Annotated in this window: 9 protein-coding genes and 1 other annotated feature; of the genes, 1 reads left to right on the top strand and 8 read right to left on the bottom strand. The window is 45.5% G+C overall.

Translation table 11 applies throughout. The annotated features are described in order from the left end of the window. The first annotated feature begins 461 nt into the window (after window positions 1–461). Window positions 462–1,199, top strand: coding sequence for a prepilin peptidase (locus tag WBV27_RS01320; RefSeq protein ID WP_424198729.1), 738 nt, complete (start codon window positions 462–464; stop codon window positions 1,197–1,199). A 233-nt stretch (window positions 1,200–1,432) separates the two neighbouring features. Here WBV27_RS01320 and rpoC read toward each other — a convergent pair whose 3' ends face one another. The 8 genes from rpoC to nusG all read right to left on the bottom strand — a co-directional run bounded on the left by rpoC (window position 1,433) and on the right by nusG (window position 13,042). Next, window positions 1,433–5,077: a DNA-directed RNA polymerase subunit beta' gene (gene rpoC, locus WBV27_RS01315; RefSeq protein WP_424198727.1), complete on the bottom strand. Its 3,645-nt coding sequence runs from the start codon at window positions 5,075–5,077 to the stop codon at window positions 1,433–1,435. 119 nt (window positions 5,078–5,196) lie between these two features. Next, window positions 5,197–8,724, bottom strand: a complete 3,528-nt coding sequence (rpoB, locus tag WBV27_RS01310) for a DNA-directed RNA polymerase subunit beta (protein WP_168173211.1) — start codon at window positions 8,722–8,724, stop codon at window positions 5,197–5,199. Between the two features lie 314 nt (window positions 8,725–9,038). After that, complete coding sequence (locus WBV27_RS01305) at window positions 9,039–9,647, bottom strand: class I SAM-dependent methyltransferase (RefSeq protein WP_140187123.1); 609 nt, start codon at window positions 9,645–9,647, stop codon at window positions 9,039–9,041. Between the two features lie 135 nt (window positions 9,648–9,782). Then, window positions 9,783–10,148, bottom strand: coding sequence for a 50S ribosomal protein L7/L12 (rplL, locus tag WBV27_RS01300; protein WP_086628830.1), 366 nt, complete (start codon window positions 10,146–10,148; stop codon window positions 9,783–9,785). Between the two features lie 82 nt (window positions 10,149–10,230). Further along, on the bottom strand, window positions 10,231–10,731 hold the full coding sequence (gene rplJ, locus WBV27_RS01295; RefSeq protein WP_424198724.1) for a 50S ribosomal protein L10: 501 nt from the start codon (window positions 10,729–10,731) through the stop codon (window positions 10,231–10,233). A 37-nt stretch (window positions 10,732–10,768) separates the two neighbouring features. Then, window positions 10,769–10,895, bottom strand: a sequence feature (ribosomal protein L10 leader region). Window positions 10,896–10,934: 39 nt separating this feature from the next. After that, window positions 10,935–11,624, bottom strand: coding sequence for a 50S ribosomal protein L1 (rplA, locus tag WBV27_RS01290; protein ID WP_086628828.1), 690 nt, complete (start codon window positions 11,622–11,624; stop codon window positions 10,935–10,937). A gap of 104 nt (window positions 11,625–11,728) precedes the next feature. Continuing rightward, window positions 11,729–12,154, bottom strand: a complete 426-nt coding sequence (gene rplK / locus WBV27_RS01285) for a 50S ribosomal protein L11 (protein ID WP_068562458.1) — start codon at window positions 12,152–12,154, stop codon at window positions 11,729–11,731. Between the two features lie 339 nt (window positions 12,155–12,493). Next, window positions 12,494–13,042: a transcription termination/antitermination protein NusG gene (gene nusG, locus WBV27_RS01280; protein ID WP_086628827.1), complete on the bottom strand. Its 549-nt coding sequence runs from the start codon at window positions 13,040–13,042 to the stop codon at window positions 12,494–12,496. Window positions 13,043–13,239: the final 197 nt, after the last annotated feature.

Below are 13,239 nucleotides of genomic sequence, written 5' to 3'. Positions count from 1 at the left end.
TTCTTGCTGACTTTATGTTTGCGATACTAAGTATCGTCTTCGTTTGCTTCGACCGAAGTCTAAGCTCCTTGCACATTTGGTTCGTTCATTCTTTATTCAGTTTTCAAAGGTCAATCGTGTATCACGTGTTACGTGATTGCTTATTTATAATACCACTTGACCAGCTCATTGTCAACGTCTTTTTTAAATATTTTTTGAAGATATTTTTAAACGTTTTCGAACTGCAGTAGCAACTCTTATATATTATCAAATCCAGAATCATCTGTCAACAACTATTTTTTATCGGGACAAAAGATTAATTTGACAACTTAAACAGTCTACCATCTGACGGACGACTTGTCAACAATAAATAGAACATTTCTCAAAACGTTCTTCCCAATGTTATTTGAATCCCACACAAAAAGACTCAACAAACTAGTTGCGGATATTATAGTCAGTTTGTTCATCAAGGAGGAATTGTTTTGACCATCGTTGCTTACATATCCATCTTTTATTTCGGAGCCATTTTCGGATCTTTCTTCACAGTCCTGGGAACGCGCATCCCCATCAAAGAAAACTTCACAACCACACGTTCCCACTGCGTCGCTTGTCAGCATACACTGGAGGCCAAAGATCTTTTCCCGATTTTTTCTTACGTGTTCCACCGCGGGAAGTGTGCGTACTGCGCCGCAAAAATAGATGCGCTGTACTTCGCTTCGGAAATCATTTCCGGTTTCGTGGCATGTCTGCTTTATTATTTCTACGCAACGGACGTGCTGCAGTTGGTCGCTCACACCTTTGTGTTCTCACTGTTGCTGGTCATAGCGATTGCCGACTATCTCTATCTGTTGATTCCCGATCGCTTTCAGCTCTTATTGCTGTTTGGTGTCGTGTTTCGTCAAGCCGTCCTTCCGGTTGCGGATTGGCCGGCAGCCTTCATCAGTTTCTTTGTGATCTTTTCCTTGTTATTTTTCACAAGTCTCGCTCTTCCTGACGGGATCGGGGGCGGCGATGTCAAACTGCTTTCGATCTTGAGCCTCACTTTCGGGTTGGAGCCCACCTTGTTCATCATCCTGTTGGCCAGTTTCTCCGCAGGTTCCTATTTTCTGCACACCCACATGGCGAAAGGCAGCTCCTTGCAGCGCAGATTGCCTTTCGGGCCCTTCCTCGCCGCTTCCGCTGTCGTGGTGCACTTCGCACAGATGCTGCTGGTTCGTTAACACCCGGACAGCCCATTTGATTCCATTTGGGGATTGCATTTATGCTCATAAATAACCCGTCGAAAACATGTTGGCGGGGAAAAACGTCCGCGGACAACCTGATATTCCCCGCCAAACCCATTTTCGCGGGGAATTCCGCCACCAAATTCGAACCCCAGACCAGAAAATCATACCACCAAACAACAAAAAAACGCCCCGGAAAAGCAATTTGCTTTTCCGGGACGTTCATCGTTTTACGCTTTGTAATCAGATAGGTCGGAACCCATTTCGGCTGTATCAGTGATGCTATAGACGCTCTCACTTTCGGCTTCGACGGCTTTCGGTTCCATCTTACGGTAGCGGGCCATACCTGTACCAGCAGGGATGATCTTACCGATGATAACATTCTCTTTAAGACCCAACAAGGAGTCTTTCTTGCCGCGGATCGCAGCATCCGTCAAGACACGAGTCGTTTCTTGGAAGGAAGCAGCAGACAAGAAGCTGTTTGTTTCCAAGGACGCTTTTGTGATCCCCAACAGGACTGGACGGGCTGTTGCTGGAACTTCCCCAGCGTTGATGACAGCACGGTTACGGTCTTCGAAATCTGAGATATCCATCAGTGTACCTGGAAGGATATCTGTTGAACCCGGATCCATAACGCGGACTTTACGCAACATTTGACGGACCATAACCTCGATATGCTTGTCGCCGATTTCTACCCCTTGCATACGGTATACTTTCTGAACTTCGCGCAGCAAGTAAGTCTCAACAGACAGTACGTCGCGGACGCGCAGCAAGCTCTTAGGTTCGATGGATCCTTCAGTCAATGGATCACCACGGTGAACGATGTCGCCTTCAGCCACTTTCGTACGTGCAGTGTAAGGGATGGTATACGTTCTTGTATCCGTGATACCTTTGACTGTTACTTCTTTGGAACGATCGGATGCACTTTCATCGATGGAGACAACTTCCCCTGTAACTTCTGTGATGATCGCTTGTCCTTTCGGATTACGCGCTTCAAAGATTTCTTGGATACGCGGCAAACCTTGTGTGATATCGTCTCCGGCAACCCCACCCGTATGGAATGTACGCATGGTCAATTGAGTACCTGGTTCACCGATGGATTGGGCAGCGATCGTACCGACTGCTTCACCGACCTCAACATTTGAACCAGTAGCCAAGTTGCGGCCGTAGCAACGTTTGCAGACGCCGTGTCTAGTGTGGCACGTGAACACGGAACGGATCGTCACTTCTTCGATACCGGCATCAATGATTTCTTTCGCCATATCTTCTGTGATCAATTGGTTATGCACAGCAAGAACGTTGCCGTTCTCTGGATGGATAACTGTTTTTTGAGCATAACGGCCAATCAGACGCTCTTCCAAGTCCTCAATGACTTCATTGCCTTCTCGGATGGAACGGACTATCAGACCACGATCGGTTCCGCAATCGTCTTCACGGATGATGACATCTTGCGCCACGTCAACCAGACGACGAGTCAGGTAACCTGAATCGGCTGTCTTCAAGGCTGTATCGGTCATCCCTTTACGAGCTCCATGGGTAGAGATAAACATTTCCAAAACGCTTAGTCCTTCACGGAAGTTCGAAGTGATCGGCAATTCCATGATCTTACCGTTTGGAGCAGCCATCAGACCACGCATACCGGCAAGTTGCGTAAAGTTGGAGATGTTACCACGGGCTCCGGAATCACTCATCATGAAGATTGGGTTTTCTTGTCCCAATGTCTTCATCAGTTCGACTTGGATTTCATCCTTCGCCATATTCCAGGTTGTGATGACGCTGTTGTATCTTTCATCATCAGTGATCAGACCACGACGGAATTGCTTCGTGATGTTATCGACTTTTTTATGGGCTCTTTCCAGGATCTCTGCTTTGGATTCCAATACCAAGATATCGGCGATCCCTACAGTGATACCTGCACGAGTCGAGATTTTATAACCCAAGTCCTTCATTTTGTCCAGCATCTTCGAAGTTTCCGTTACTTGGAACTTCTTGAATACGGCAGCAATGATGTTTCCAAGGTATTTCTTCTTGAACGGTCCAACAATTTCTTGTTTTTTGATGAACGCAGGAATATCTTCGCCGGGTTCGGCAAAATATTTATCCGGAGTCGCAACATCCAAGTTGAATTGGGTCGGTTCATTCAGGTACGGGAATTCATCAGGCATGATTTCGTTGAAGAAGATCTTACCGACTGTCGTGACCAACAGACGGCCTCTTTGCCATTCTGTCCATGGTTTCTTAGGCAACGAATTCGTGCTGATCGCTACTCTTGTATGCAGATGGACAAAGCCACCTTCATAAGCCAGACCAGCTTCTTCCGCATTGGAGAAGATCATTCCTTCGCCGACTTTATTTATTTCTTCCAGAGTCAGGTAATAGTTACCCAAGACCATATCCTGGGATGGTGTTACGACTGGTTTACCATCTTTTGGATTCAAGATGTTCTGTGCAGCCAGCATCAATAGACGCGCTTCTGCTTGTGCTTCTTCACCTAGCGGTACGTGGACGGCCATTTGGTCACCATCGAAATCGGCATTGTAGGCTTCACATACCAACGGGTGAAGACGGATTGCTTTACCTTCGACAAGTACCGGTTCAAACGCTTGGATACCCAAACGGTGAAGCGTCGGTGCGCGGTTCAGCAATACTGGATGTTCTCTGATGACATCTTCCAATACATCCCATACATCATCGTCCATGCGGTCGATTTTGCGTTTTGCATTTTTGATGTTGCTTGCGATATCACGGGCAACCAATTCTTTCATCAAGAACGGTTTGAACAACTCGATCGCCATTTCTTTCGGCAAGCCGCATTGATACATTTTCAGGAAAGGTCCAACTACGATTACGGAACGTCCGGAGTAGTCAACACGTTTACCCAGCAAGTTTTGACGGAAACGTCCTTGTTTCCCTTTCAACATGTGCGAAAGTGATTTCAATGGACGGTTACCCGGTCCTGTTACAGGACGGCCACGACGACCGTTATCGATCAAAGCATCGACAGCTTCCTGCAGCATGCGTTTTTCATTCTGAACGATGATGTTCGGTGCGTTCAGGTCCAACAAGCGTTTCAGACGGTTGTTACGGTTGATGACACGACGGTAAAGGTCGTTCAAGTCACTTGTTGCGAAACGGCCGCCTTCCAATTGAACCATCGGACGCAAATCTGGAGGGATAACCGGGATTACATCCATGATCATCCAGCTAGGTTTGTTTCCTGAAGAACGGAAAGCATCCAAGATATCCAAACGACGGATTGCACGCGTACGTTTTTGTCCAGTCGCGGATTTCAAATCTTCTTTTAATTGTTCACATTCAGTATCGACATCGACGCGATCAAGCAATTGCTTGATGGCTTCCGCACCCATGGCCGCATGGAAACTGTTTCCGAATTGCGCCCGTTTGTCACGGTATTCTCTTTCCGTCAGCAACTGTTTCGATTCCAACACAGTGTCACCTGGTTCGATGACAACGTATGAAGCGAAGTAAATGATTTCTTCCAATGCGCGCGGGCTCATATCCAATACAAGTCCCATACGGCTAGGAATCCCTTTGAAGTACCATACATGGGTTACAGGAGCAGCCAATTCGATATGGCCCATTCTTTCACGACGGACCTTAGCACGGGTTACTTCAACGCCACAGCGATCGCAAACGATCCCTTTGTAACGGATACCATTGTATTTACCACATGAACATTTCCAGTCCTTTTGCGGTCCAAAAATTCTCTCACAGAACAAACCTTCTTTTTCAGGTTTCAGTGTTCTGTAGTTGATTGTTTCTGGTTTTTTAACTTCCCCGTAAGACCAGCTACGGATCTTATCAGGAGAAGCCAAAGAGATTTGCATACTTTCAAATTTATTAACGTCTATCAAGGGGCCAACCTCCCTTTATTCTTTGAGCTGCCCAAAATGCTCTATCTGCGTTTCTCGCGAGGCAATGCGCTTTGATCAAACATGCACCCGAACGCCTCAGCAGCGTTCGGGAACACGGATTAGTCTCTCTTCATTGCTTCAGATTGTTTATTTAATCTTTCCATATTCACAACATCGTCTTCTTCATCCATGTCGCGCAATTCGATTTCTTCTTCTGCTTCATCAAGCACTTTCATATCCAATCCGAGTGCTTGCAATTCTTTCACCAATACGCGGAATGATTCAGGTACACCTGGACGAGGAATTGTTTCGCCTTTGACGATCGCTTCGTATGTTTTCACACGACCGACAACATCATCTGATTTGTATGTCAAGATTTCTTGCAATGTATAGGCAGCACCATAAGCTTCCAGTGCCCAAACTTCCATCTCTCCGAAACGTTGTCCACCGAACTGAGCTTTACCACCCAACGGTTGTTGCGTAACTAGAGAGTATGGTCCAGTTGAACGAGCATGCAATTTATCATCAACCATGTGGGAAAGTTTCAGATAGTACATGACGCCGACTGATACACGGTTATCGAATGGTTGACCTGTACGGCCATCATAAAGGATCGTTTTGGCATCGTTCGCCATACCGGCTTCAGCCACAGTACCCCAAACGTCATCTTCATCCGCACCATCGAATACCGGAGATGCGACGTAGATGCCTAATGAACGGGCAGCCATACCTAAGTGAAGTTCCAATACTTGTCCGATGTTCATACGCGATGGTACCCCTAGAGGGTTCAACATGATGTCAACAGGAGTGCCGTCTGGCATGTATGGCATATCTTCTTCAGGCATGATACGGGATACAACCCCTTTGTTACCATGACGTCCGGCCATTTTATCCCCTTCGTTGATCTTACGTTTTTGAACGATGTAGACACGCACCAACAGATTCACACCAGGTGACAGTTCATCCCCTGCTTCACGGGTAAAGATCTTCACATCGTGAACGATACCGCCGCCGCCGTGAGGAACACGTAGCGATGTATCACGCACTTCGCGGGCTTTTTCACCGAAGATGGCATGCAATAGACGCTCTTCCGCAGACAGTTCCGTCATCCCTTTAGGAGTGACTTTACCGACCAGGATATCCCCGTCTTTAACTTCCGCACCGACGCGGATGATGCCGCGCTCGTCAAGATCTTTCAAAGCATCTTCGCCGACGTTAGGCAATTCGCGGGTGATTTCTTCAGGTCCAAGCTTCGTATCACGTGCTTCTGATTCGTATTCTTCGATATGGATAGAAGTGTACACATCATCACGGACAAGACGTTCGTTCATGATAACAGCATCTTCATAGTTGTAACCTTCCCAAGTCATGAAGGCAACCAAAACGTTCTGTCCAAGGGCCATTTCGCCCTTTTCCATAGACGGGCCATCCGCTAATGTCTCGCCGACATCGACACGGTCACCCAAAGCTACGATTGGACGTTGGTTATAGCAAGTTCCTGAGTTGGAACGTTGGAACTTGATGATTTCGTATTTATCCAAAGCACCATTGTCGCGACGGACACGGATTTCTTTGGCATCCACGTATTCAACCACACCATCATTCTGGCACAACAGGGCTGCACCTGAGTCATGGGCGGCTTTGTATTCCATCCCGGTACCAACGAACGGCGCTTGCGGGTTGATCAACGGAACAGCTTGACGTTGCATGTTGGCACCCATCAAAGCACGGTTGGAGTCATCGTTTTCCAAGAACGGAATGCAGGCTGTCGCGACAGCAACTACTTGTTTCGGAGAAACGTCCATGTAATCGACGCGTTCGATCGGAACTTCCAAGTTGTCATGGATATAACGGGCCATGACGATGTTGTTTGCGAAGCTTCCGTCTTCCAATAGGACCGAGTTGGCTTGTGCAACGGTGAAGTTATCTTCTTCGTCAGCAGTCAAGTAGTCGATGATATTGGTAACCTTATGCGTGTTCCAGTCGACACGGCGGTAAGGCGTTTCGATGAAACCATACTTGTTGATTTTTGCATAACTGGACAAGCTGTTGATCAGTCCGATATTCGGGCCCTCAGGCGTTTCGATCGGACACATACGGCCATAGTGGGAATAGTGAACGTCTCGGACTTCATATCCGGCACGGTCTCTCGTCAAACCGCCGGGTCCTAAGGCTGAAAGACGACGTTTGTGCGTCAATTCGCCCAATGGATTCGTTTGGTCCATGAACTGTGACAATTGGGATGAACCAAAGAATTCTTTGATTGCAGCCACTACCGGGCGGATGTTGATCAATTGTTGCGGCGTTACGGTAGAAACATCCTGAATGGACATTCTTTCGCGCACGACACGCTCCATCCGTGACAAACCGATACGGAATTGGTTCTGCAACAACTCTCCGACTGAACGGATACGTCTGTTACCCAAGTGGTCGATGTCATCCGTTGTTCCCAATCCTTCAGTAAGGTTGAAGAAGTAGTTCATGGAAGCAAAGATGTCGGCAGTCGTCAGATGTTTGATATCGTCAGCAATTTCGGAATTCCCGATGATGTTGATGACTTTTTCAGGGTCTTTCTTAGAGTAGACTTTCACTACTTGCATAACGACCGGATCAGTCACAACGCCATCATCAGAAGGATACAACGTCACTTGATTCAAGCCGTTATCCAAATAAGGCGTTAAGCGTTCCATCATGCCGCGGTCCAATTCAGTCCCTTTTTCTGCGATGATTTCACCTGTTTCAGGATCGACCAATGTTTCAGCCAATATCTGGTTGTACAAGCGTGTTTTGACATTCAATTTTTTGTTTACTTTGTAGCGTCCAACTGGAGCCATGTCATATCTTCTTGGGTCGAAGAAACGGGCATTCAGCAAGTTACGCGAGCTGTCTGCAGTTTTCGGTTCGCCTGGACGAAGTCTCTCGTAGACGTCTTTCAACGCTTCTTCTGTTCTGGAGTCCGATGCGTTTTTATGCACGTCTTTTTCCATAGTCAAACGTAAGCTTTCGTGGTCGCCGAAGATCTCAAGGATCTGATCATCCGAACCGAAGCCCAATGCGCGGACCAAAACGGTCAACGGGATTTTTCTGGTGCGGTCGATACGGACGTAAGAGATGTCTTTCGCATCCGTCTCATATTCCAACCATGCGCCACGGTTAGGAATCAATGTGTTTCCGAAGCTTTCTTTTCCGTTTTTATCCATCTTTTTATGGAAATAAACGCCTGGAGAACGAACCAATTGGGAGACGATAACACGTTCCGCTCCGTTGATGATGAAGGTACCCATGTCTGTCATTAATGGGAAGTCACCAAAGAAAACTTCCTGGTCTTTGATTTCGCCTGTTTCTTTGTTGATCAAACGCAGTTTTACATAAATCGGTGCCGAGTAGTTGGCATCATGTGCACGTGCTTCTGAAACAGTGTATTTTGGATCATGGAATTCATAGTCGACAAATTCCAATGCTAAGTTCCCTGTGTGATCTTCAATCGGCGTGATGTCCTTGAACATCTCTTTGATTCCGGTTTCCAGGAACCATTCATAAGAATCCGTTTGAATCTCAATCAGGTTAGGAAGCTCTAACACTTCACTGATACGCGAATAACTTCTGCGGGTACGTTGTTTCCCGAATTTTTCATTATGCCCTAACAACTTCTTCACCCCTACTTAAATTTAGACATTTAGCGACAACACACTCTTATGTTGCAGTTTCGCAACAAGTGTTACGTTTTTGTTACATATACATTCCGCAACGTTTTTTTGGCAAAAAAAAACCAAAAGAAGGTTGCAATTTCTGAGAAAATTACTCTTTCTTTTGTTTTCTGCCTCGAAAAGCGCGTCTGGACAATATTTCAGTCGCGTTTTCTGAATTATCTTATGCGTCTATATTACCTTACTATTCTACACACATGGCTTTCATTTGTCAACAGGCTTCTGCCCGCATCCGGAGCGATCCGGGACGCGCATTACGCCTTGACCGATTGGATGATCCAATAGCCTTTGTCGCGTGCGATGATTTCGACGTTACCGAAGACATCCAGCATTTTCTGTTCAGCACTCGGCGCGCCTTGCTTCTTCTGGATGACCACAGTCAGCGTGCCACCCGGCAAGAGATGCGTGTGTGCTTCCGACAGGATGCGATGGACGACCTGTTTCCCGGCGCGGATCGGCGGATTGCTGACGATTGCAGCGAATTGCCTTCCTTCGGGTACTTGATCGTAGGTATTCGATTCGTAGACTTTCACATTGCGGATGTTGTTGGCTTCCGCATTTCTGCGTGCCAAAGACATAGCCCGCTCGTTTACGTCCACCATCTCCACCAGTCTGGTAGGATAAGCATGCGCGAGCGCAAGCCCCATCGGACCGTAACCGCAGCCGACATCCAGGATATCCCCGGCCACTTCCTCATTCAAGCGGAAGCTTTCGATCAATAAGTGCGAACCAAAGTCGACCGTTCTTTTGGAGAAGACACCGCTGTCCGAGATGAAACGGAATTCACGACCCCTCAATGGAAACGTCCAAGAAGTTTCCTTGCTTTCGGTTTCAGGGTTCTTTGTGTAGTAATGATTTGACATATTCCCAACTCCTTCTGACGGAAGTCCAATACTGCACGGAAAATATAAGAAAAGCCAGGATAATTGCTTATCCTGGCTAGTCTATTTACACAATCAAGAATTGTGTTTCTGTAGAAACAATCTTTTGAAAAAAGATTATTTAACTGTTACAGAAGCGCCAACTTCTTCTAATTGAGCTTTCAATGCTTCAGCATCTTCTTTAGATACAGCTTCCTTGATAAGTCCAGGAGCTGCGTCAACTAGAGCTTTAGCTTCTTTCAAGCCTAGGCCTGTAGCTTCACGTACAACTTTGATTACTTTGATTTTTGAATCTCCAGCTGAAGTTAATTCAACGTTGAATTCAGTTTGCTCTTCTTCTGCTGCTGCTACTGCACCTGCTGCTGCTACTGGAGCTGCAGCTGTTACGCCGAATTCTTCTTCGATAGCTTTTACTAAGTCGTTTAATTCTAAAACTGTTGCTACTTTGATGTCAGCAATGATTGCTTCGATGTTTAATGACATTTTGTGTTCCTCCGTTTTTGGTTTAAGTTTTTTTGTGCCTCCGCAAGGAAGCTTGTGTTTGATTCTTCAACAGAACTGCAGATTATGCAGCTTCGCCGTCTTTCTCGGATACAGCTTTAATAGCCAACGCAAAGTTGCGGACTGGAGCTTGTAGTACTGAAAGTAACATAGAAAGCATACCTTCGCGGTTCGGTAATGTTGCCAAAGCTTCGATTTCTTCTTTAGAAGAAACGTTACCTTCAACGATACCACCTTTGATTTCTAGTTTATCAGCAGTTTTTGCGAATTCAGCCATGATTTTGGCTGGAGCAACAACATCTTCAGAACTGAATGCAACAGCAGTAGGTCCTTTGAAAATGCTTTCCATTCCTTCCAAACCTGCAGCGACAGCAGCACGTACCATTAGAGAGTTTTTGATAACTTTCATTTCTACGCCAGCTTCACGCAATTGTTTTCTTAATTCAGTCACCTGTTCAACAGTAAGACCTAAATAATCAACAACGACTACAGATGCGGATTCTTGGATTTTTGTTGTCAGTTCTTCAACCAACAGTTGTTTTTTTGCAATAGCAGCTTCACTCATCTTATATTTCACCCCCTGGATTTTATGATAGAATTTCTTGTAAAAACAAAAAACTCTATGTCACCTAGACATAGAGGATCCATAAATATCTCATTGGATTCTTCCTCGGCAGGTATATTAAGGCTCGCACCCCCTGCTGTCTTCGGTAGCATATATTAACCTCAACGACTATACCAAAGATAGTCGTTCAGGTCAAGGTTTTTTTATAAAGAGCTTGCGTCCACTTTAACGCCAGGTCCAAATGTAGTTGTTACACTTACATTTTTAACGTATTGGCCTTTAGCAGTTGCTGGTTTAGCTTTCACGATTACATCGTGGATCGTACGGAAGTTTTCCAACAATTTAGCATCGTCGAATGATACTTTACCGATAGGAACGTGGATGTTACCAGCTTTGTCAGCACGGTATGTAACTTTACCAGCTTTGATTTCGTCAATAGCTTTCGTTACGTCCATTGTTACAGTACCTGTTTTAGGGTTTGGCATCAAGCCTTTAGGTCCCAATACACGACCCAAACGTCCAACTTCACCCATCATGTCAGGAGTTGCAACAACAACGTCAAAGTCAAACCATCCGCCTTGGATTTTTTGAACCATGTCAGCGTCGCCTACGTAGTCTGCACCAGCAGCTTCAGCTTCTTTAGCTTTTTCGCCTTTAGCGAACACTAAAACGCGTTGTGTTTTACCAGTTCCGTTTGGAAGCACAACTGCTCCACGGATTTGTTGGTCATTTTTACGAGTGTCGATCCCTAAACGGTAAGCGACCTCAACAGTTGCGTCGAATTTTGCAAAATCGACTTCTTTCGCTAATGCTACTGCTTCTTCTACTGAATATGATTTAGTAGAATCGACTTTTTTTGCAGCATCTTGGAATTTTTTACTTTTTTTAGCCATTGAATTTTCCTCCTAGATTGTGGTTTTAACGGATTAACCTCCCACGTGTGGCCAAAAACGTCTTGCGAGCGTTCGGAAGGCCACATGAGAAGCTGCATTTTGAATTAGTCTTGAACTGTAATACCCATTGAACGGGCAGTACCTTCGACCATACGCATAGCAGCTTCTACGTCTGCTGCATTCAAGTCTACCATTTTTGTTTCAGCGATTTCTTTAACTTGGTCACGTGTTACGGTACCAACTTTTTTCTTGTTCGGTTCGCCTGAACCTGATTCGATACCTGCAGCTTTTTTCAGTAATACTGGAGCTGGAGGAGTTTTAGTAATGAAGGTGAATGAACGATCTTCATATACAGAAATGACAACGGGAATGATCATACCTGCTTGGTCAGCTGTACGTGCATTGAATTCTTTACAGAATCCCATGATGTTTACTTGTGCTTGACCCAAAGCTGGACCTACTGGTGGAGCAGGAGATGCTTTACCTGCAGGAATTTGTAACTTAACTAATTTAACAACTTTTTTAGCCACGAGACATACCTCCTTGATTGTTCGTGATGTGGTTTAATGGGGTTAAGATTTCCCCTCCCACTCAATCCATACGCCTGAACGTACCGATACATTATATCAGTACACCCAAATAAATGCAATAGTTTTTTAGCTAATAACTAAATTTGTCTAATCGGTATTAGCGCATCACCTTAGGTGATCTACAAGTTCGAAAAATAGTCTACCCTCTTAAAGCGATGGCTAGCTTCACGGGTTAGCCCTTCGGAAATTAGATAAATCGTACCTATTGCGCTCTACGATGCTCAGTCGGCACGATTTCCTAAATTTCTATCAGGGCTGAACGAACCCGTTCCGCTTTTCTTAGCCTTTGTCGACTTGGTCGTAATCGAGCTCGGCAATCGTTTCGCGGCCGAACATTTCGATCATGACTTTCAACTTGCCTTTTTCGCTGTCCACTTCTTCAACGAACCCTGACAAGCCATTGAATGCGCCATCCGTGATGGTGACAGGCTCGCCTTTTTCGAATTTCACGTCATGCATGCGTGTGCTCATGCCCATGCGCTTCAGAATGACTTCGATTTCTTCATTCAATAAAGCGGATGGCTTGCTTCCTGCTCCATGCGATCCGACGAAACCGGTAACGCCCGGTGTATTACGGACAACGAACCATGCTTCATCAGACATGATCATTTCAACCAATACATAACCAGGGAAGGTTTTTTGCGTAGTTGCCTTCTCTTTGCCGTCCTTCACTTCTACTTGCTCTTCTTCAGGGATGACAACGCGGAAGATATGGTCTTCCATGTTCATGCTTTGCGCACGCGATTCGATGTTCAGCTTCACTTTGTTCTCATAACCTGAATAAGTGTGCAACACATACCATTGTTTTTCGTTTTCGATCGTTTCCATTTCTGCATCTACTTTCTTGGTGGATTTTTATTTGACTTCGTTTTTTGTAAACAAAAAAACCTTCCTGTCTTTGAAAGGTTCCTTCTGTACGGCGTTAACATTATAGCATCACGAAGACCGTATGGCTACAAATCTTCTTTTAATTTAAGATTAAATCCATTGCCTCTGTGATCCCAAAATCTACTGCGGCAAAAAAT

The organism is Trichococcus sp. (assembly GCF_049589555.1).
Lineage (GTDB): Bacteria > Bacillota > Bacilli > Lactobacillales > Aerococcaceae > Trichococcus.
This window is presented reverse-complemented; position numbering and strand designations above follow the sequence as displayed.

Excerpts from the sequence above, each read along its gene's own strand:
- WBV27_RS01305 (WP_140187123.1), bottom strand. The coding sequence starts at position 9,647 with ATGTCAAATCATTACTACACAAAGAACCCTGAAACCGAAAGCAAGGAA.
- rplL (WP_086628830.1), bottom strand. The coding sequence starts at position 10,148 with ATGTCATTAAACATCGAAGCAATCATTGCTGACATCAAAGTAGCAACA.
- rplJ (WP_424198724.1), bottom strand. The coding sequence starts at position 10,731 with ATGAGTGAAGCTGCTATTGCAAAAAAACAACTGTTGGTTGAAGAACTG.
- rplA (WP_086628828.1), bottom strand. The coding sequence starts at position 11,624 with ATGGCTAAAAAAAGTAAAAAATTCCAAGATGCTGCAAAAAAAGTCGAT.
- nusG (WP_086628827.1), bottom strand. The coding sequence starts at position 13,042 with ATGGAAACGATCGAAAACGAAAAACAATGGTATGTGTTGCACACTTAT.